Below are 19,713 nucleotides of genomic sequence, written 5' to 3' on the forward strand. Positions count from 1 at the left end.
AATACTTAGTGTAACCCTAGGCATACTTAGCTGGATAACGTTTCGCGAGCAGGTTTAACTGAGCGCGACCGGTCTGCGCCGCTGGATCTCTCGAGGATCGCGGTGCATTAAGACCGCTATATCCGTATAGCTGCATCTATAAAGAAAGAGGGCCGAAGCAATTGCTCCGGCCCTCTTGTCGTTTCGTCAGCAGACCTCAAGCGGTCCGGTCAACGTTTTAGCATCCGCATCCGCTGTTGCAGCACGATGGTGCTGGGCAGCAAACTTGAACTGGAACTTGCTTGCAGATCGTTCGTGGAACGCAGCGAGTGACGGTGTAAGGTTCGCAAACCTTTTCGCACTTCGGTACGCAGATCGTCTTGGTGTAGCATTCCTTCTGCATTGTGGTGCAGCAAACGGTCTTGGTGCGGCACTCGGGAACCATTCGGCAGACCTTGTAGCAAACAGTCTTGGTGCGTGGTTCGCAAACCATGCGGCAGACAGTGTAGGTGCAGGTCTTTTGACGTGGTTCGCAAACCATGCGGCAGACGGTGTAGTTGCAAGTCTTCTGACGTTGTTCGCAAACCATACGGCAGACGGTGTAGTTGCAAGTCTTCTGACGTTGTTCGCAGACCATGCGGCAGACCTTGTAGCAAACAGTCTTTTGGCGTGGTTCGCAAACCATGCGGCAGACAGTGTAGGTGCAGGTCTTTTGGCGTGGTTCGCAAACCATACGGCAGACGGTGTAGTTGCAAACCTTGGTGCGGCATTCAGGAACGCGACGGCAAACCGTGTAGCAAACTTCCTTGGTGCGGCATTCAGGTACTTGGCGGCAAACGGTGTAAGGAACTTCAACCGTGTAGCATTCGCGGCGGTAGCGAGTGCAGGTGATTTCCTTGGTTTCGCAAGTTGGGTGCCAAACCTTCTTTGTGCAAACACGAGGAGCACATTGGTAGGTTTCAGTGCGGCAGCAACCTGGAGTGTAAACGTTCTTGCATTGGCAAGGATCCCAAGTGCAGGTGCCTGGTTCGCGGATTACTCGAGTGCGAGTTGGGCCTGGAACTTCGTAGGTCTGAGTTTCCCAGTGACCGCCACGAACTTGGATCGTGCGAGTGTAGGTCTCAGGAACCATGCGGCTCTTGGTGACCGTGCGAGTGCGTTGCTCACGAACGGTGTTGTAAACGGTGTAGTTTACAGTCCGTGTCTTCTGCTCTTGAACGTTACGATAAACGGTGTAGTTGATCGTACGTTGCTTCGTCTCGTACACAGGCTTTTGGACTGTGTAGTTGATGACGCGAGTCTTGGTTTCGTACACAGGCTTCTTGACTGTGTAGTTGATGACGCGGGTCTTGGTCTCGTACACAGGCTTCTTGACTGTGTAGTTGATGACGCGAGTCTTGGTTTCGTACACAGGCTTTTGAACTGTGTAGTTGATGACGCGGGTCTTGGTCTCGTACACAGGCTTTTGAACCGTGTAGTTGATGACGCGGGTCTTGGTCTCGTACACAGGCTTTTTGACCGTGTAGTTGATCTGCTTGGTGCGAGTTTCATACACAGGCTTCATGACCGTGTACTGAACTTCTTTCTGTGTTGTCACAGGCACCATGCGAGTCGCTTGGACTTCACGTTGTTCGGTGCTGCGAACGTACCGCGTGCGGTAACGGGTCTCTTGGACCTGTTCGTACACGGTTTCGCGAACGGTTTTCATCACGGTGTGCGTTCCGCAACCTCCGGATGCTGCCGGAGCAACATCCGATGCGCTGGCACAACCGCCACAATCTTGGTAGCTGATAGCGTTACAATACGCCGCATCAGCCGACTTTGCCGAACCAACAGCCAACATGGCTGCGATCGCTGGCAGAAGCATTAGCTTTCTCATTTCCCACTCTCCTCGGATCTTGCTTAACGGAAACCTTGCTGGATATACGCTTGAATCTGGTCTGCTCGAGATCGGTCTCGCCACAAATTGCGGGGAAAGAAGCAAACCATTGGCAACATTGAGACGCGACCCAATCGTGGCAAAATAGCCAGGTAGGGTAGACCGCTCTCGGTGCATCAATTTCATCGACTGCGAAACAAAGGTGGGATAGAGAAAGCGTGATGCAAAGTAAATTTAGCCGGTTTGCGTAGTTTGCCTGGTTCATCCCTTGCGAGATATAACGGTTGTGATGGTTATTTAACGCACCGATTGTTGCTTCGGGCCAACACGCGTTGTTCAAACGCAATCACCTAACCGTTAGAATCGGTACCAGGTATCCTCTGGTTGTGGAGCGACGTTTCTGTAGCCAGCAACCCTTAACGGATCTCCACGCAACCGCATCCGGGAATCTATGGCTGCTGAACCTACCCAAGGCGATAGTTCACAAGAACTGCCGTCGGGCATTGCAATCAATTCCTCAATCCCGCCAGCAACTGTGGCGAGATTGATCCTCTATGCGCGCGAACTGAGCCGTTTGCGACGCGAGGGGGAATCGCACGTCAGCAGCAAGTTGTTGGGCCAGTTGTTGTCGGTCAGCGATGCTGTCGTCCGCCGCGACGTCAACCATCTCGGATCCATGGGGCAGCGCGGTGTCGGCTATGAGATCGGCCCATTGATTGGCCAGATCCGCCAGACGATGGGGACCAACCTTTCCTGGAAGGTTGCGCTGATCGGAGCGGGCAGCTTGGGGAACGCCCTGATGCGATACCGCGGCTTCGACGAACAGGGCTTCCAATTGGTAGCCGCCTTCGATACCGATCCGGCGATCTGTTCCCGCAACATCGGGGGGATCCCGGTCCTGCCGCTGGAGCAGCTCGAGTCGACGATCGTCGCCGAAGCCGTTTCGCTAGCAATATTGGCGGTCCCTGTCGACGCAGCCGATGCGGTCGCCAAACGCTTGGCCGCCTCGGGAGTCGTCGGAATCTTAAACTTTGCTCCCCGAACACTGCCAAAGTTTCCCGGCGTCTGCGTCGTCAACGTCGACCTCGCCAGCGAGCTGCAACAGCTCTCTTTTGCTGTCGTCAGCCAAAAATAGAAACGGGTTTGGCTAACCGCTGCGTTGATCAAACCGCTGCGGGCCCCTCCGGAAAACGCCTACTGCGAATTTTTCGCCCCCTCTGTTCACTGAGGAGCTATGTTTCAGGGGACGCAACCTAGTTTCGCTAGTAAAGGAGCCAAGCAGTGGCCAACGACGTATTAATCGACGAACACACTCACCAGGCAACGATTGCCACCCCGCATACCGATCCCGCCAGCGGTTCGCAAACCAAAGCCGGATCGCGACGGTCGAGTCGCGTTTTGCGGGTGCTGCACGTCGTCAATGGCCAGCATTTTTCAGGCGCCGAGCGTGTCCAGACCCACCTGGCTCGCTGCCTTCCCGAGAACGGCATCACCGCCGATTTTGCTCTGCTGACGCCCGATCGCTTCCCCAAACACTTCGATGTCGAATCGAGCCAATTGTTCGACATGAAGATGCGAAATCGCTGGGATATCGGTGCGGCGCGGCGAGTCGCCAAACTGGCTCGCGATGGCAATTACCAACTGTTGCACGCCCACACACCTCGGTCGGCGATGATCGCCGCATACGCTTCGCGTCAGGCGCGGCGACCTTGGGTCTACCATGTCCACAGCCCCGCCGCCGCCGATTCGACGCGTCCGATCCAAAACCGGATCAACGCGATGACCGAGCGATTTTGCCTGCTGTCGACATCCCATCAGATTGCGGTTTCCAACAGCTTGCGGGACCACACGATCGCCAGCGGCTTCGACCCGTCGGCCGTGACGACAGTCCACAACGGTGTCCCGATGATTCGTCCGCCGCGGACGGAATTCCCGCAGGTCGGCGGCGTCTGGACGCTTGGCATCGTCGCTCTCCATCGCCCGCGCAAGGGTCTCGAAACCTTGCTCGACGCACAACGAATCGTCCGCGACGCCGGCTTCGATGTCCGTTTGCGATGCGTTGGCCCATTCGAAACACCAGCCTACGAAGCGAGCATCCGGTCCAGGATCGACCAATTGCAACTGGGGCCCGACGTCGAATTCACCGGCTTTGTCGACGACATTCCCGCCGCCCTGGCAAAGTTGGACGCGATGGTCCTGCCGAGCTTGTTTGGCGAGGGCCTGCCGATGGTTGTGCTCGAAGCGATGGCCGCCGCAGTGCCGGTGATCGCGACTCGTGTCGAAGGAACTCCCGAAGCGATCAGCCACGACAGCGAAGGCCTTCTGGCTGAAGCTGGCAATCCAGTCGACCTGGCTGCTCAGATCCAACGGTTGGTTAGCGGAGAGGTCTCGTGGCATGACCTGGCCGAAGCCGCCGCTGCTCGCCACGCTGCGGAGTTCTCCGACGTCGCGATGGCCCGCGGCGTAGCCGATGTCTATCGCAAAGTCATCGACGGTTAGCTGCCGAAGAAAACGCACCGCGCGATAAGGTCTGTATTATCGCGAGCGTGGGAGCTCCCTTTCCATGTCGCCTACCGGAATCAAGCCGGATAGCGACATGATACAATCGGTTTTGGTGTTGCCGCTTCTTGCCGCCGTTTTGGCATGGCGACATCTGCTAACAACCACGCCAACTGTCCCGCAAAACCGACGAAGTGCCGCCCGCACGGTTTCCCAATGGCTAGTCCAATCCAGCGATCCCCAGTCCCGGCCGACCGCCGTTTGCGGATCGGGTTGGCGATTGCTGCGGTGGCAACGATCGCGGCGAGTGCGGTTGTTCTGCATCGCTTCGAACCCAACGCAAACTCGTGGTATCCGAAGTGTCCGTTGCACGAAATGACGGGGTTGCACTGTCCCGGCTGCGGCACCACGCGAGCCGCTCGCGAGATTCTGCACGGCGACTTGGCGACCGCCGTCCAATTGAATCCGCTGACAGTCATCGGCGGTCCGATCTTCCTGATGATGCTGTGGCGAAACCGTCGCCGCCAGCAGGAGGGCAAACCGACAAAACCGCTGCTCGGTTGGGCGTTTCTCGTCTTGCTGATCCTCTATTTCGTCGCCCGCAACGTTCCCTCGCCAACTCGCAGTTGGTTCGCTCCGCCAAGTCCGCAGCCCACGATCGCTGAACCAACGACGCCGCGTTAATCGCTGCGCCACGGCGGGCGAACATCAGCCGAGAGTCCAGACCTTTTCGGCTTCGCTCAACTGCAGCGCCCGCCGCGTCGCTTCGGGCAGGACCACATGATCGTCATCGATCCAGTGGACCTGGCTATTGACGGCGCGAAACCGCGAGGCGGATGTGGTGACGATCTGCCGCTTCGCATCGGCGGGAACCTCGCCTCGCTCCACCTTCGGATTGCGGCAACTTGCGACGCTGCGAATCGAATCGCGATCGGAATGCAAGATCGGGCCGGCATCAAAAATATCGACCAGCCCGCGCGACGCAAAACCCTCCCGCTCCAGCATCGCTTTGGCCGGACGCGTCTGTTCATGAACCTCACCGATCACTTCGCGAACCGCCGGTGGCAACAGGTCCCAGTAGATCGGATGTTCTGGCATCAAGTCGTCGATGAACTTTTTCGAAACCGTCGAAAGCGCATCGGCGACGGGAAAGTCGACGTGGAAAAAATGGCGGCCGAGCGCTTCCCAGAACGGACTGCTTCCATCGGCATCCGATACGCCACGCATCTCTGCGATCACCTCTTTGGCAAATCGACTGGGTCGCTGAGCGATCATCGAGAACCGAGCCAACGACAGTAGACTGCCTCGCCCCTGCCCGCGGAATGCGGGCAGCAGGAACAGGCTGCCGATTTCGGTAGGCCCATCGTGGATCCGCCGAAGCTGTAGACTTCGCACGCTGCCGCGCACGTCCAGCTCTTCCGATTCCCGCTGCTCCGTGACAACTTCGTAAGCGTAAAACGGTTCGTACCCGCCGGTCTTGGCAAAGATGCAAGACGTTCCGACCAGCGAACCCGTCGCTCTGTCCTCCATCACAAACACATACGGCTCGCCGCCGGGACGCTCCGATTTGCGAGTGAAGGCGAAATGCGACCACTCCAGACGTTCGTGCAGCTGATCTTTGGTCAGCCGCAGCGAGGTCAGGCCGAAGCCCGATCGCTGGATCAGATCGTACAGCGGTTCCCAGTCGTCTAACGTCGCAGCGCGTACAACTTCCATCGTTATTCCGACGCCTTTGTGCTCGATGATTGCAAGACTTGCTCAATGATCGCGATCGCACTATCGATGTGTTCTGTCGTGGTGATCGCCGGCGGAGGCAAAAAACGAATCCGGTAGGGATTGCCGCCGCACAAGAAACAGATCAGCCCCGCCGCGTAGAGTTCGCGAACCCAGCGATTTGCAGTTTCATAACTGCCGTCGCCGGGAGTCATCGCGATCATCATCCCCTTCCCGTACGGTCCCTGGATCTGTCCCGGGTACCGCTGGGCAAGCGTCTGCAAGCAACTGGCAAAATGGTTGTGGTTGCGTTGATTGCGACCATCGACACCAAAACATTCCTGGTCCGCCAATTGGTCCAACATCCTTAGGCCCGTCGCGATCGACGCCGACGAACCGGTGAAAGTTTGGCTGAGGATCGGCGCTGTCGGTTGCAATTGTTTGCGGTACAGCGTCGCACAGACCTGCGTGATCTTGCCGATCGTCGTGATGTCAACATACCGATCTAGACCAAACGCCTGGTAGGCCAACGGAGCGGTCGTCCGCCCGAACGATTGCACCTCGTCGAAGATCGTCAAGATCCCCGCCGCTCGGATCGGTTTTAACAGAGCCTGGAAAAAGTCGGGGTCGCCCGGAACGTAACCGCCTTCGCCCGCGATCGGTTCGGCCCAGAAGGCGGCATGCCGGCCGGGATACCGTGTCAACAATTCATGCAGTCGATCGACAGCCGCTTGCGTACTCTGCTGCGGATTCGACGGATCGTAGAACGGCAGGTAATCGACGAGGATCGTTTCGGGCAGGCCGCTGCGATAGCTTGGCCGATCGGTCAGCGCGGCCAAAGCGAGCGATCGCCCGGCGAAGCAGTTGGTGAAGGCGATGATCCGGTCGGCAGGACGGCGGGCATGAAAAGCGATCTTCAGCGCGTTTTCGTTTGCCATCGCACCACTTGTCGACAGCAAACAATGCCCCAGATCGGAACCACCCGCGTTTGCAAGATCCAACAATCGTTCGCACATCGCGATCGAAGGCCGGTTCTGTTGCAAGTTGCCTTGCATCACGGTGTCTTCCAAAGCCCCATCGATCGCGGCGTCGAGCATCTGCATGTGGCTGTGCCCCAGCCCATGAACGCCGATCCCGCCGATGAAGTCGAGCTTGACGCTGCCGTCAGCCAATTCGACCCACGGCCCGTTGCCAATGCCGCTGGCGATATAAGGGAAGTAGGGAGCGGCGCCGCGGGCTTCGGTCAGCCGATCCAAGAGCGTTGCGTACTCTTTTTCAAGCTGTGGATCGGCCGGCCGTACTCCGTTTAACGGTGCAGAATGCTCGCGGAGCGCTGCGGATAACAAAGCTTTCGCCTGGGCAACACGTGGGTCGTTGCGAAGTCGATCGGCGGATAGACGTGAGTTGTCGTCGGTCATGAAACGTTGCCTGAACATGGATAGCGAAACAACATCGATGTATTGTTGAGTATATCCTGTTGGCCGCCCAATGCCGAATCGCCGCTACACAAGAAACCGACGGCGACGCCCCAGACGACCTTGGCACAACAACTTCGTACCTGTGCACCGCCTCTAAACGAGTCGATGCAGGAAACGACTGCACCGATTCCCACCGGTGATTATCGAGCGGATGCGATCGCCGCCGCGCGAAAAGCCTCAGCTGATCTTTATTAGCGGGCTATTTCTTTTGTTCCGCTGCAGCGATCAACGCTTCGAGTTCCAGAAGGTGCTCGTAAGGTGCGCGTTGCCGCTGATACTTGTTCGAGATCAGATCGTGAAGCGTTCGCAGGTCCTCCAACGGGATGACCGGGAACTCGGTCCATTCGGCTTCGGATTTCAGGCGTGAGCGAAGCTTCCATTTTCCCGCGTGCCGAGTCGCGGTGGCGAGCCGAACTTCGCCTTCATCGGTCGTCTCACGCCATTCGTGTTTCTTCATGATTCGTGTTCCTAATGGTCTGCGACTCAGAAGATTTAACGCAGTTCGGGAGGAGAATAGGGCATCCGGAGATCGCTGCCGCACGATGCGGCGCGGATCATCGCACGGAAAAATGGTATCAATCCGCGATTGCAAAAGATAGCCGCAGGACGCTCGCAGAGGGAACCTACGAAGGCCCAATCGACGCTCGCCGCCGATAATGCTGGCTCGATACGCTAGAACAACTGGTGAAGCGGTTCGCCTTCAGCTAACAGACTGATCGGTTGGCCGCTGGCATCGATCGCCGAAAGGTCGTTCACTCCCATCGCGTGGTAGACGGTTTTGACGATGTCCTCGGGCCCGATCGTTTGGTGTTCGGGATATTCGCCTCGCTTGTCGGTCTCGCCGTAGACCTGGCCGCCGCGGATGCCACCGCCGGCAAACAGGTTGCTCATGCAAGCAGTCCAGTGATCGCGGCCCGCCCCCACGACGCCGCCGGAACGAATATCGCCGATCTTCGGCTTGCGGCCCATCTCGCTGGAGACCAAGACCAACGTATCGTCGATCAGTCCGCTTTGGGCGAGGTCTTCGATCAGCGCCGAATAACAGCGATCAAACTCTGGCAGCAGATTTTCCTGCAGGCACTGAAAATTGTTTCCATGCGTATCCCAACCGCCGGCGCTTTTGCACTTTGCGTTGAGGCTTGTATCTTCCTTCCAAAAGACTGTCACAAACGGAACGCCGGCTTGGACCAAGCGGCGAGCCATCAGCAGGCTGGTGCCATTAACCGTCTGGCCATATCGTTCGCGAACCGCCAACGGTTCCTCCGAAACGTCAAACGCGCGGCTGGTCGCAGAGGATGCCAGCAGTTCGAACGCTTTGCGGTGCTGGATCTCGAAGTTCGAAGCCGCCGCGTCGGTTTCAAAAGTCCGCCGCGCCCCATCGATCGATTTCAGCAATCCCTTGCGGTCGCTCAATCGGTCGCGCGTGACGCCATCTTGCAATGTCAGCGACGGCGCCGCGAAGGTGAGCGGATTGCCGGGATCGCTACTCAAATAAAACGGATCAAATTCGGCCCCCAAGCGAGCCGAAAATTGGCCGGGCCGCGTGTAGGGAGGGCGACTCGGTTTGTGCGGCAAGGTGATCGCCTGCGGCAACGACTCGTGGGGCTCGCGTTTCGAAGCGACGACCGATCCCATAAAAGGCCAATCGTCGGGATAGGGCCGCCGATCGTTCCCCTGAGTCCGGAAGGTGTTGTCCGGCGCGTGCCCTGTCAGGTTGTAGTAATACCCGGCGTGATGATCTCCCGTCGCTAGCCCGCGGTCGCTGACTCCATGCACGATCGCCAGATGATCGGCCACCTTGGCGGTCATCGGAAGATGCTCGCACAATCGGATACCGGGAGCGGCGGTCTGGATCGAAGCAAACGGGCCGCGATAGGCGCTCCCCGCATCGGGCTTCATGTCCCAAGTGTCGACGTGCGACGCACCGCCACACAAAAAGAAGAGGATCGTCGACTTCGCCTTCCCCGATGCTCGCGTTGTTGTCGCAGCCGGCTTGCCCCACGCTGCGGTCGGCAACCGCATTCCGGCATAACCAACTGTCGATGCCACAATCGCGGTCCGGCGATCGATACGGATCTTACTTTTGTCCATCGTGCAATACCTCGAGGCGGGATGTGGCGGAGGGGGTAGGGAGGACAACGCCGGGATTGTATCACGCTGCCGCGGCGATTGCGAACGTTTTAGCGGCCTGCACCAGGGAGAATCAGTGTTTGTGCTTGGGCAAATTAGCCGCCACGCGCTGATACCTCAAATTGAAACACTCAATAGCCCTGTGGACTGTCCTGCAAACCACTTTTCGCCTTTTATCTCTTGCCTCGCCAACGCACTCTTGTATCATTGCATTAACACAACAGGCCATCCCATGCAATTACATATCAGCACCGACGGCGTCCCGATCTTCCAACAGATCGTCGACCAGATCCAATATCGCATCGTCTCGGGCCAATTGGCCGCGGGGGATGAATTGCCGACGATCCGCGGGCTGGCGGAGTCGTTGCGAGTGAACCCCAACACCGTGGCCCGCGCCTACCGCGAGCTCGAACACGAAGGGCTCGTCGAGAAGCGGCGAACAACCGGCACGTTTGTCGCGGAGCAGATCGAACGCCGAACTCTGAACCAACGTCGCGATCTATTGAAACCGCACTTGCAGCGATTGATCATCCAATCGCGGCAGCTGGGATTTTCGATCGACGACGTGATCGAACAGTTGAAGAAAAGGGACGACCAAATTCCTCGTGACGAGAACCGATCATGAACGCTTCCCAAACCGATGGTGTCGCTGTTGACGTTCAAAATCTGAGCCGGAAGTTTCGTGGCAACGAAGCGCTCCGCGACGTGAACCTACAAATCCCCAGCGGTTCCATTTTTGGACTGGTGGGGCTTAACGGAGCCGGCAAGACGACGCTGATTCGCCACCTGATCGGTGCTCTGGTCGCCAAACATGGCCAAGTCCGCGTGCTGGGGCAGGATCCGGTTGCCGATCCCGCGGGCGTTCTGCGGCGGATCGGTTATCTAAGCGAAGAGGACTCGTTGCCGCAGTGGTTGCGTGTGGGGGAACTGATCGATTTCTCCAAGGCGATGTATCCGACCTGGGACGATGCCTATGCGGCGGAGTTGTGCGAGATGTTTTCTCTGGCGCGGACGTCGCGTCTGCAATCGTTGTCCAAAGGACAGCGGGCGCGGGCGGGGCTGCTGGTTGCGATCGCCCATCGCCCCGAACTGCTGATCCTCGACGAACCGAGCAGCGGGCTGGACCCGATCGCACGCAGCGATATCCTCGAAGCAATCATCCGAACGGTTGGTGAAGAGGGGCGAACCGTGTTGTTTTCCAGCCACCTGTTAGACGAAGTCGCTCGCGTTTGCGACAGCGTTGCTCTGATGTCCGCCGGGCAGATCGTGGAGAGACGCACGATAGAAGATCTGCAGTCGCGGTATTGCGAGATCATTTGTCGGGAGAATTTCGCGGACGGCGACTCACCCCGTCTGCCCGCTGCGTTTGGCTGGCAGCGCAGTGGCGGGGAATGGTCGGCGGTCGTCGAAACACAGCGATTGGAAGCGTCGCTTCAGAGCGGCGATCTACAGTTGCTGAATCGCTATGAAATCACGCTGGAACGCTGGTTCACCGCGCGAGCAAATACCGGCGCCGGCGATCCGCTAGCGATCGAAGAGGACGAAAGTGGGCCGCAGCAAGCGATCGCATCGGGAGAGATCCAATGAACCAAACGACTGCCCTGATCCGACTCGCGTTTTGCTGCCAGCGTCGCGTTGTGATCGCGATGATCGCCCTCGTTGCGGTCGGACAAATCATAGTTTGGGGAACCGCCCTACTGCACCCGCAGTGGCTGCAACACAACGTCCTGCCGATGACGATGGTCTGTTCGCTGCTGCCCGCTGCATTGTTCAGCTTCGTCGTTTTCGATTACGGCTTCCAAACCGACCTCAACTTTACCGCCAGCAGTTGCAACCATTGGCTGCTGCGGATGCCGGTCGCCGCGTGGAAGATCGCGATCGTTCCGGTAGTGCTCCGCACGTTGTGGGTCAGCGGATTGTGGACGTTGGTCCAGCAGGGAGAAGCGTGGACGCAGGGACGCACGGGGTGGCCGTGGCTGGCGCCCTGCCTGTCGCTTTCCGCCGGTGCGATCTGGGTGATGGTGCTCACATGGCGTCCGTTTGCCAATCCTTGGTTCCGGTTGCTGTCGCTACTGTCGGTCGCCATCGGCTTCTATTTCTGTATCGCCCTGATTTTTGATGGGCGATCGATGGTCCCAGCCGAGTGGCGCGGCTTGGTGCCAACGGCGGGACTTGTAGTGGCGGGGCTGTTCTATTCCAGCGGAGTCGCCGCATCGTTTGCAGCGATCCGTTTGGCGAGGACCAATACGCGGGGAATCATTCCCGAAACGGACCGTCGGCCCGCCGTGGCCCGTCGCGTCTTAAACGACAGCGTTTCCCAACGCGCATCCAAACCGGCCAACTTCAGGCGTCCTTACAATGCATTGTTATGGCACCAGTGGATCCGCATCCGCACGTCGGCCTACACGACTGTCGCACTCTATCTGATTCCAGCGATTGGGCTGTACGTCGCGGTGGTCCCCTTCAGCGGGCCGGCATTCATCATGCTCAATGTCCTGCTTGCCTATGCCGGCATCTTTGCGTCCAGCGGCAACCAATTGGACGCCGCCGCCAGGCAACCTTCCAGCCTGCCAACCTATTTGATCGCTAGCCCCATCAGCTCGGCGACCATTGCCTGGACGCGAGCCATCGTTCCATTGGCTGTCGCGGCGGTGATCTATCTTTCGATCGGCGAGGTACTCGCCGGCTGGGCGATCTGGCCTACGAATCGCACAAACTGGATCGCGTGGGCCGAGAGTTATCGCAGCTGGTTCAACGGGCAGGACGCCACACCGATGTTTGGTTTGCGATTGGTCGGATCGTTCTGCGTCGCATTCTTGGCGACGTATCTGAGCCGCGTCGCTAGCTACTGGTGGATCGGAATGACGGGGCGAACGTGGTTCGTCATGGCAGCATCGGTTGTCGGCATGACCTTCTATTTTGTGCCGCTATCGATCTTTCTGGCTTGGTTTATGAAGCAGAACGATTGGCAAGCGGTTCAAGCGATGGGACGCTCGGGCTGGCAATGGATGCCCACGGCAATCTTCGTGGCGATGGCATGTAAGGTGATCGCAGTGGCGATCGCCGCGTATCTGCTCCGCCATCGCCGACTCGCCTCCACAAGAGCGATCGCTAGCGTTGCCTTCGGCTGGGTTGCGATCTGCGTAATCCTGGCGGGAACGCTGACGATGCTGATTCCCGATTCACGCATCAGCTTTGCCTGGATGCTGGCTGCGGCAACGCTCACCGTTCCACTGGCAAGAATCTTCGCGATGCCGTTGGCTCTGGCCTGGAACCGCCATAGATAACTGCCGCGAAATTGTCGCGTCGCAAATGCGAGATTGCGTTCGCTGGCCCGGTCGTAGATCACGTAAACGAATATCGATGGCGTGATTGCATCGCCACTTCAAAGCGGCAACAGGGAGAGCCTCAGCAGAAGGTTTAGAGCGATTGCTTGACCCAGACAAAGGGAGCCCGAGCGCTTTCGCCGAGCGACGCATCGTTGACATTCAGCCCCGCTTCGATCCGATTTTCCAGATTCACAAACGGTTGATCCTGGGTCTCCAACGCGGCGGTGCTGGAGACAAATCGCACGCGGCCATCTTCGTACAACAGATTGAAGCCGCGCCCATCGTGAGCCAACTGATCCCCGTCAACAGTGCGAACCGGTGCGTCCCCAAGGATCGCAAACGTCGAACGCGATTCGTATCGAGGCGCGTTGTAGGTTTGATCGTCCATCACGCCAAGGGTGTAAGCCAATTGGCCGCCGGAGACGTTTTGCAAATGCAGGAGATCGCCGGCCGACGCGTTTTGCAGTTGCAACTTGGTCGGCACCAAAGCGGGCGAGGAGGGCTGGTTCTGCGACGGGCACCAGATCGCACTCTCGCGATCCAACAGATCGTGTTCCTTGAGTTCGACAGCAAAGACGCCGGCAAAAGCCAACGGCCCGCGGAGGTCGATTTTCGGCAACCGCTGCTGAGGATCGCTGATCGCAAACTGCGCCAGCGAAGTGCCCAACTCTTGCAGATTGCCCTGACACTGCGTTCGTCGGGCTTCGAACCGCCCTTCGAGAATCGCCGGGAAGACCAAACCGCCCAGCACGATCATCGAGACTGTCGCAACCAACGCATCGGGGATCCGCCAACGCCGCGCGGTCGCTGCTCGCTGCGATGGATCGGTTTCCGAAAGTGGAGTCGTCGGGGCCAGCGAAGGAGTTGCGGCGGGTTGCGGTTTGGATGACTCGATAAAATCCATCGTCCGCGAGATCAAATCTGCTGGCGGTTCAAACGCTTCGGGTTGATCCTGATCGGATAGCGGATCTTCTTCCAACGGTCGCAGCGAATCCCGCAAACGCTCCAATTCGGCGCGGGCTTCGGGATCCGAATCGAGCATCGCCTCGACACGTAGCACCTCTTCGGGTTCCAACGCGCCTAACAAATATCCAAGCAGATCTTCGCGCATGGCGCAGGAACCCTCTTCACATTGCTTTGCGGCAGATGAAGCTTCGCCGTTGCGCTACTTCATCGACTGAGATTCTTCCCAGAGCTGATTCAATCGCGAGACCGCTGCGTTCAGACGGCTTTTGACCGTCCCGACAGGGATCCCCAGCACATCGGCTGCTTCGCGATATTTCAGCCCTTGGTAATAAACCAACTGAACGACTTTTTGCATCGAATCGCTCAACTGGGCGACAATCCCTTGAACGCTGTCTTGGTTTTCTCGCCCCGACGCAACCAACCACGGATCGGGATCGTTGCCGACCAATTTCTCGGTCCACTTCGATTCGTCGTCGTCGACATTGCGGGTTCGGTCCAGACTGACCATTCGATGTCTACGGTTCTTACGTTGCAAGTCGATAGCTTGGTTCGTTGCAATTGCATAAAACCAGGGACGAAATTTTCGCCCCTCTTCAAACGTCTCGGCTCGCAGGTGAACTTGCAAGAAGGTCAACTGGAACGCATCTTCGGCTTGTTCGGCATCGCCGAGGTACCGCCGCAGGTAGCTGTAGATCTCGCGTTGATAACGTTTCATCAACGTTTCGAACAGAATTCGCTGGCCGCTGCTGCGATAGGTCAGCAGCAATTCTTCGTCGGATACGTCCTCGTAGCCGAGCGCTGCATCGTTGGACTGAAGTGTCGCCGTCATAAGATGTCACTTGGCCTCTCGCCGAACAAAAGGGAAGGGGTTCGGCACGATCAGTTGGGATAAATGCTAACAATCAGAAAAGGCATTCTACAAAGTTGCCGTCAGCCGATCCGAGACCGACCAACGAACCAATAAAACGCAGAAAAGATGGTTTCAGCTTAATCCACTGTCGCGAGCTTCGTCAATCACTTTGGTGGTATCCCCCCACTTGCCGGGATGGGCAATGCTGGCATTGAAGCAGCGTTTTCCCAGCAAATACTCGACCGAACCCGGCTTGCCACGCCGCCGCTGCAGCGCCGGGTCTTCATCGTAAATACAGACTTTTTCTTCGCGATTTCGACTTTTTTGAGCGATTGATGCGAACAAACATCGATCCGCGATCCGCCTGACTCCCGGCACAGAATCATCGCCCCGTCGGCGTTGGACTCAGCGAGATCGCTCCGGCGCTGGCACCGTCGCCCGTGGGCGGCGGCGAATCGAGAGCGTTGGAATCGTCAGTCCGCCGGAAAATGATCGTCTTGGGACGCTGATCGCCTCCGCCACTGTAGAACGCCGTCGGGCGAGCCCCCTGTGTGTCGCCGATGATCAACAACAGATCCCCCTGCAATCGATAGATGGCAAGGTTGGACATCACCGGTTTCTGCCCGCCACCACGCCCCGCTTTGCGCAGCGGCGTCCAATCCATCTGTTTGGGATCGGATTGCTCGTTGACCGCAAAATGGCCGATCCAGATCGGTGTTCTACGATCGCCGCGGATGTGCGTGTACCGCAGATCGCTCCCTTCAAATTCGATCCGCCCCTGCAGCCCCGGCTCCAGATCGGCGATCCAGCTCCCCTGCAATCGCTTCGTGTCGGGCGCGTGCTTCTTCCCTCGCGGCTCCTTCGCCGCGGCGATGCCACCGACTAACAGCAGTGCCGCCATCGCCAATGGTGCGTGGTGCATTCGAATCATCTGACCTCCCCCAAGCCGCCGAGAAATTCATTTCGCCCCCAAAAGATGGGAATCCTCTGAGCGTAGCGGCTGCGAAGTACCGGAGCAAACTTTTTTACGGGGCGCAGGAAACAACAAATCCCCGCTAGGGGGATTTTTCCGAGCTGTTACGAACCGAAATCGCCGGCAACAGCTGACGGTTGTAGCGGATCTGTCGACTCCACCGCTGAGGTAGCTGGGGTTAGGTTGCGCGATGTTGCATTTTTTCCACAACAGGAGCTGGTGTAAGCATTTGTAAGCTAAGTTTCCCTGAGAAGATTCGGTTCGACACCGCGCAACGGGGCATGTGTGTTCAAAGCAATCGGATCTTTGCCGGTGAGCGACGGACTGAGAACTCCGTCACCACTTGGAATCACTAGCAATATTTGCTGAGAAAGCTGAAATGTCACGAACGATGAATCCAACCGCTGGCCGCACCGAACTGAGTCGTCAAGAACAGTTTGAACAGATCAAGGGCCGCATCCACAGTAAGCTGGTCGACAAGCTGGACCTTTCAAAGGTCGGAGATCTCAAGGGCGATACGCTCAAACGCGAGATCCGGATGGTCGTCGAACACCTCTGCGACGCCGAGGAGACGCTGCTGAATCGGCAGGAACGCGAGCGAATCGTCGACGAGGTATTGGACGAGACCTTTGGCCTGGGCCCGCTGGAGATCATCCTCAAAGACAAGAAGGTCAGCGATATTCTGATCAACGGTCCCAAGAACATCTATGTCGAAAAGGAAGGCCAGCTGCAAAAGAGCGAGGTCGAATTCCGCGACAACAAACACCTACTGCAGATCATCGACCGGATCGTTTCGAAAGTCGGCCGCCGGGTCGACGAAACCTGCCCGATGGTCGACGCTCGCCTGGAAGACGGCAGCCGTGTGAATGCGATCATTCCGCCGCTGGCCCTCGATGGCGCGGCGGTTTCGATTCGTCGCTTCGGCAGCAACCCGCTGAAGCTGGAAGATCTGCTGAACTACAAAGCGTTCACGCCCGAGATGGTGATGCTGCTGGAAGGCTGCATCAAAGCTCGCATGAACATGATCATCTCCGGCGGTACCGGTTCGGGTAAAACGACTCTCCTGAACACGCTCAGCAGTTTCATCCCACACGACGAGCGGATCGTCACGATCGAGGATGCGGCGGAGCTTCAGTTGCAGCAGGATCACGTCGTCCGTCTGGAAACGCGACCACCAAACATCGAAGGCAACGGCGCGGTGACGGCGACCGACCTTGTCAAGAATGCTCTGCGTATGCGTCCCGAGCGAATCATCATCGGCGAATGCCGTGGTGGTGAAACGTTGGACATGTTGCAAGCGATGAACACCGGTCACGATGGATCGTTGACGACGATTCACAGTAACAATCCACGCGACGCGATCGCGCGTCTGGAGACGTTGGTGATGATGGCCGGTTTCGAGATGCCGGTCAAAGCGATTCGTTCGCAGATCGCCGGCGCGGTCGACGTGATGATCCAAGCCAGTCGTCTGCAAGGCGGCAAGCGACGCGTCACCTACATCACCGAGATCGTCGGGATGGAGCAGGACACGATCGTAATGCAAGACATCTATCGATATGACCAACAGGGCATTGGTGCCGACGGCAAGGCGAAAGGTCGCTTTATCTGCACTGGTGTGCGTCCCACGTTCATGGACAAGTTGGAGGGCAAGGGAATCCGTTTGCCAGCCAGTGCGTTCCGCGAACGCGTGATGATGGAAGCGTAGCGCCGTTGAGGTAACCAAGCATGATAACATTGATAATCGTAATCGCTGTAGGCGTTGGCATCGCAGCGCTGATCGCTGGGGCCTGGTTGATGGTCGACTCCGAAGCCGGAGGCCCATCGACGGCAGAAAATCGACTCGACACTTTGGCTCGGCTGAAGAAAGACGTCGACGATCCATCGCAGTCGACGGCGCTCTACGCAGGCGGTTTTGACGAGAGCAAAGACCGGCTCGACGCGCTGCTCAAATCGCTCCCCGGCATGGGGCTGTACCTCGAGCAAGCCGACCTGAGTCTCAATGCAGGCAAGTTTTTTGCATTGGTCGGGGGGCTGTTTGCGGCGGGCATCGGTCTCTGTTTTGTCACGCCCATCCCGGTCCTCCTAGGCCCGATCCTGGGCGGCATGCTGGCATCGATTCCGTTTTTGTACGTGATGTTCATGCGGAACCGTCGTTTGGCAAAGTTTGGCAACCAGATGCCCGAAGCCTTGGAACTGCTCTCCCGCAGTCTTCGCGCCGGCCACTCGCTGGCCGCCGGATTTGGCTTGATCGCCAGCGAGATGCGCGATCCGATTCGCAAGGAGTTCGCTCGCTGCTTCGAGGAACAAAACCTCGGTATCGCGTTGGAGGAAGCGCTCGACGACATGACCGGCCGGGTTCCCAACATGGACCTGAAGTTCTTCGCGATGGCGATCATCCTGCAACGCGAAACCGGTGGTGACCTCGCCGAAATCCTCGACAAGATCAGCCACCTGGTCCGCGAACGCTTGCAGATCCAAGGCCAAGTTGCGGCGTTGACGGGCGAGGGTCGGATGAGCGGAATCGTGTTGCTGGCGATGCCACCGACGCTGTTCCTAACGATGCTGTATCTGAACTACGACTACGCGATGATGCTGTTCACCGATCCGATGGGCCGCAAGATGATGGCCGGTGCGTTGGTGATGCAGTTGTTGGGTGCGGTCGTGATCCGCAAGATCATTACGATTCGGGTTTAACATTCCGTCGCCATCGCAGGCTTTCACCGCTGCGTTGGCAAGCGTCGCTGTCCTCTTCCCAGGCCATGCGACTCGGCAAATTAGATTTTGGTACAAGGATTTTTTGATGTTCGCTGCCGACATTCAAACCACCGGTTTTATCGTATTGGGAGCCATCTTCGTTGGCGTCTCCGCCATCGCGTGGTTGATCCTGGGCCGCGTTAGCGGTAGCGACGAGAAGAATCGCGCCGAGGTGCGGTTGGACGAAATGCGTCAAGCGCGCCGCTCCGGCGAAGGAGCTCGTGGCGACACCGACGTCAAAAAGGAAGCGCTTGCATCGGTCCTCAACCGCGCCGCTCCATTGGCGAATTCGCTGCAGCCCAAAGACGAGGTCAGCCAAGGCAAGCTGAAACTGCGTCTGATGCAGGCCGGATTCCGAAACCAAGGCGCCACCACGATGTTCTTGACTCTCAAGGTCATCTCCGCCCTGGTCGGATTGTTCATCGGCGGCGGTGTCGCGGTGATCTTCCAAGGATTCACCCAAGACGCGTTGCTGAAATTGGTGATCAGCGGCGGGATCATGTTCTTCCTCCCCGAATTGGCGCTGTCGTGGATCATCAGCTGCCGCAAACAAAACATCTTCCTCGGACTGCCCGATGCTTTGGACTTGATGGTCGTCTGCGTCGAAGCCGGCTTGGGATTGGATCAAGCGATGCGGAAGGTCTCCACCGAGATGGGCAAGACCTACAAAGTGATCGCCGAAGAATTTGGTGTCGCCAACGCTCAACTGCAACTGGGTCGACCGCGGAACGAAGTCCTCAAGGCGCTCGGCAATCGCAGCGACGTCGACGATCTTAAAGCCTTGGCGTCGATTCTGATCCAAGCCGACAAGTTCGGCAGCAGCATCGCCCAGGCACTGCGTGTGCAATCCGATTCGATGCGTGTCAAACGCCGTCAGATCGCCGAAGAGAAAGCTGCCAAGAGTGCGGTGAAATTGATCTTCCCGCTGGTGATCTTCATCTTCCCAGGCATCTTCGTCGTCCTGGTTGGACCCGCTGCGATCGCGATGATCTCTCAGGATTCGTTCTAACAGAGATCGGCAACCGGATTGGCATCGGGGACTGCCCGATGTCAGATGCCGTTAAAACAGGTGCTACAGGTCAAAGTCTTGGGCAGCACCAAGATATCGTGGATAGCCCAAGGTTAGACGCCATTAAAGCCCGAACCGCGGGTCAAAGTCTTGG

18 protein-coding genes are annotated in these 19,713 nt (G+C 57.9%); 9 read left to right on the plus strand and 9 right to left on the minus strand.

The genetic code is table 11. The features are described from left to right. Window positions 1-217 precede the first annotated feature (217 nt). A complete protein-coding gene (locus CA51_RS15910) occupies window positions 218-1,858 on the minus strand; it encodes a hypothetical protein (RefSeq protein ID WP_145122235.1) in 1,641 nt (546 codons plus the stop codon). Window positions 1,859-2,309: 451 nt separating this feature from the next. Here CA51_RS15910 and CA51_RS15915 point away from each other — a divergent pair, with 451 nt between their 5' ends. The 3 genes from CA51_RS15915 to CA51_RS15925 all read left to right on the plus strand — a co-directional run bounded on the left by CA51_RS15915 (window position 2,310) and on the right by CA51_RS15925 (window position 5,041). Then, window positions 2,310-2,993 carry a redox-sensing transcriptional repressor Rex gene (locus CA51_RS15915; RefSeq protein WP_145122236.1) on the plus strand — a complete coding sequence of 228 codons (684 nt, stop codon included), beginning with the start codon at window positions 2,310-2,312 and terminating at the stop codon, window positions 2,991-2,993. Between the two features lie 146 nt (window positions 2,994-3,139). Continuing rightward, the gene (locus CA51_RS15920) at window positions 3,140-4,357 is read left to right on the plus strand and encodes a glycosyltransferase (RefSeq protein WP_145122237.1); all 1,218 of its coding nucleotides are present in this window, start codon (window positions 3,140-3,142) and stop codon (window positions 4,355-4,357) included. Window positions 4,358-4,573: 216 nt separating this feature from the next. Then, entirely contained in the window at window positions 4,574-5,041 is a 468-nt protein-coding gene (locus CA51_RS15925) for a DUF2752 domain-containing protein (protein ID WP_197451224.1), read from the plus strand. Window positions 5,042-5,065: 24 nt separating this feature from the next. Here the strand turns inward: CA51_RS15925 and CA51_RS15930 are convergent, their stop codons facing one another. From CA51_RS15930 to CA51_RS15945, 4 genes are all read right to left on the minus strand, one after another. After that, window positions 5,066-6,073, minus strand: a complete 1,008-nt coding sequence (locus CA51_RS15930) for an arginine N-succinyltransferase (protein ID WP_145122239.1) — start codon at window positions 6,071-6,073, stop codon at window positions 5,066-5,068. 2 nt (window positions 6,074-6,075) lie between these two features. Next, window positions 6,076-7,506, minus strand: coding sequence for an aminotransferase class III-fold pyridoxal phosphate-dependent enzyme (locus tag CA51_RS15935; protein ID WP_231745728.1), 1,431 nt, complete (start codon window positions 7,504-7,506; stop codon window positions 6,076-6,078). Window positions 7,507-7,747: 241 nt separating this feature from the next. After that, window positions 7,748-8,005, minus strand: a complete 258-nt coding sequence (locus CA51_RS15940; protein WP_145122240.1) for a hypothetical protein — start codon at window positions 8,003-8,005, stop codon at window positions 7,748-7,750. A 215-nt stretch (window positions 8,006-8,220) separates the two neighbouring features. Continuing rightward, complete coding sequence (locus CA51_RS15945; RefSeq protein ID WP_145122241.1) at window positions 8,221-9,639, minus strand: DUF1501 domain-containing protein; 1,419 nt, start codon at window positions 9,637-9,639, stop codon at window positions 8,221-8,223. 271 nt (window positions 9,640-9,910) lie between these two features. Between CA51_RS15945 and CA51_RS15950 the strand changes: the two genes are divergently transcribed. The 3 genes from CA51_RS15950 to CA51_RS15960 are packed head-to-tail and all read left to right on the plus strand — an operon-like array spanning window position 9,911 to window position 12,965. Further along, window positions 9,911-10,303 (plus strand): GntR family transcriptional regulator, encoded by a 393-nt coding sequence (locus CA51_RS15950; RefSeq protein WP_145122242.1) that lies wholly within the window; start codon window positions 9,911-9,913, stop codon window positions 10,301-10,303. Beyond that, a complete protein-coding gene (locus tag CA51_RS15955) occupies window positions 10,300-11,265 on the plus strand; it encodes an ABC transporter ATP-binding protein (protein ID WP_145122243.1) in 966 nt (321 codons plus the stop codon). The genes CA51_RS15950 and CA51_RS15955 overlap by 4 nt, the downstream gene beginning before the upstream one ends. Further along, window positions 11,262-12,965 (plus strand): hypothetical protein, encoded by a 1,704-nt coding sequence (locus CA51_RS15960; protein ID WP_145122244.1) that lies wholly within the window; start codon window positions 11,262-11,264, stop codon window positions 12,963-12,965. The genes CA51_RS15955 and CA51_RS15960 overlap by 4 nt, the downstream gene beginning before the upstream one ends. Before the next feature lie 133 nt (window positions 12,966-13,098). Here the strand turns inward: CA51_RS15960 and CA51_RS15965 are convergent, their stop codons facing one another. From CA51_RS15965 to CA51_RS15980, 4 genes are all read right to left on the minus strand, one after another. Next, window positions 13,099-14,118 carry a hypothetical protein gene (locus CA51_RS15965; protein WP_145122245.1) on the minus strand — a complete coding sequence of 340 codons (1,020 nt, stop codon included), beginning with the start codon at window positions 14,116-14,118 and terminating at the stop codon, window positions 13,099-13,101. A 54-nt stretch (window positions 14,119-14,172) separates the two neighbouring features. Beyond that, a complete protein-coding gene (locus CA51_RS15970; RefSeq protein WP_145122246.1) occupies window positions 14,173-14,802 on the minus strand; it encodes an RNA polymerase sigma factor in 630 nt (209 codons plus the stop codon). Between the two features lie 153 nt (window positions 14,803-14,955). Then, entirely contained in the window at window positions 14,956-15,168 is a 213-nt protein-coding gene (locus CA51_RS15975; protein ID WP_145122247.1) for a hypothetical protein, read from the minus strand. Between the two features lie 37 nt (window positions 15,169-15,205). After that, window positions 15,206-15,754 (minus strand): hypothetical protein, encoded by a 549-nt coding sequence (locus CA51_RS15980; protein WP_145122248.1) that lies wholly within the window; start codon window positions 15,752-15,754, stop codon window positions 15,206-15,208. 421 nt (window positions 15,755-16,175) lie between these two features. Between CA51_RS15980 and CA51_RS15985 the strand changes: the two genes are divergently transcribed. From CA51_RS15985 to CA51_RS15995, 3 genes are all read left to right on the plus strand, one after another. Further along, the gene (locus tag CA51_RS15985) at window positions 16,176-17,501 is read left to right on the plus strand and encodes a TadA family conjugal transfer-associated ATPase (RefSeq protein WP_197451225.1); all 1,326 of its coding nucleotides are present in this window, start codon (window positions 16,176-16,178) and stop codon (window positions 17,499-17,501) included. A gap of 20 nt (window positions 17,502-17,521) precedes the next feature. Continuing rightward, window positions 17,522-18,490: a type II secretion system F family protein gene (locus CA51_RS15990; protein ID WP_145122249.1), complete on the plus strand. Its 969-nt coding sequence runs from the start codon at window positions 17,522-17,524 to the stop codon at window positions 18,488-18,490. Between the two features lie 106 nt (window positions 18,491-18,596). Beyond that, window positions 18,597-19,559: a type II secretion system F family protein gene (locus CA51_RS15995; RefSeq protein WP_145122250.1), complete on the plus strand. Its 963-nt coding sequence runs from the start codon at window positions 18,597-18,599 to the stop codon at window positions 19,557-19,559. Window positions 19,560-19,713 lie beyond the last annotated feature (154 nt).

Source organism: Rosistilla oblonga, assembly GCF_007751715.1.
In the GTDB taxonomy this organism is placed as follows: domain Bacteria; phylum Planctomycetota; class Planctomycetia; order Pirellulales; family Pirellulaceae; genus Rosistilla; species Rosistilla oblonga.